Origin of the sequence: Pseudomonas sp. IT-P74 (assembly GCF_949768175.1) — a bacterium.
GTDB lineage: Bacteria > Pseudomonadota > Gammaproteobacteria > Pseudomonadales > Pseudomonadaceae > Aquipseudomonas.
Map to the genome: position 1 here is coordinate 1 of NZ_CATKQD010000054.1, position 572 is coordinate 572.

General features: G+C 64.2%; 1 protein-coding gene. It reads left to right on the plus strand.

Translation table 11 applies throughout. The features are described from left to right. A partial coding sequence (locus ACM6J5_RS20475) for an NAD(P)(+) transhydrogenase (Re/Si-specific) subunit beta (RefSeq protein ID WP_414929226.1) occupies positions 1-572 on the plus strand: 572 nt, incomplete at both ends.

Here is a 572-nt window from a genome sequence, read left to right on the forward strand (position 1 = left end):
CTGGTGGGCTCCTCCGGTGCGATCCTCTCGTACATCATGTGCAAGGCGATGAACCGCTCCTTCTTTAATGTGCTGCTCGGTGGCTTCGGCAACACGGCAGAGGCGGCCGGCCCGGCGGGCTCGAAAGAAGCCCGTCCGGTGAAATCCGGCTCGGCTGACGACGCGACCTTCCTGCTGACCAACGCCGACACCGTGATCATCGTGCCGGGTTACGGCCTGGCGGTTGCGCGGGCCCAGCATGCGCTGAAGGAACTGACCGAGAAGCTGACCCATCGCGGCGTGACCGTGAAGTACGCGATCCACCCGGTGGCCGGTCGGATGCCCGGCCACATGAACGTGTTGCTGGCCGAGGCCGAAGTGCCTTACGACCAGGTGTTCGAGATGGACGACATCAACTCCGAGTTCGGCCAGGCCGACGTGGTACTGGTGTTGGGCGCCAACGACGTGGTCAACCCGGCCGCGAAGAACGATCCGAAATCGCCGATTGCCGGCATGCCGATCCTCGAGGCGTTCAAGGCCAAGACCATCATCGTCAACAAGCGCTCGATGGCCAGCGGCTACGCCGGTCTGGA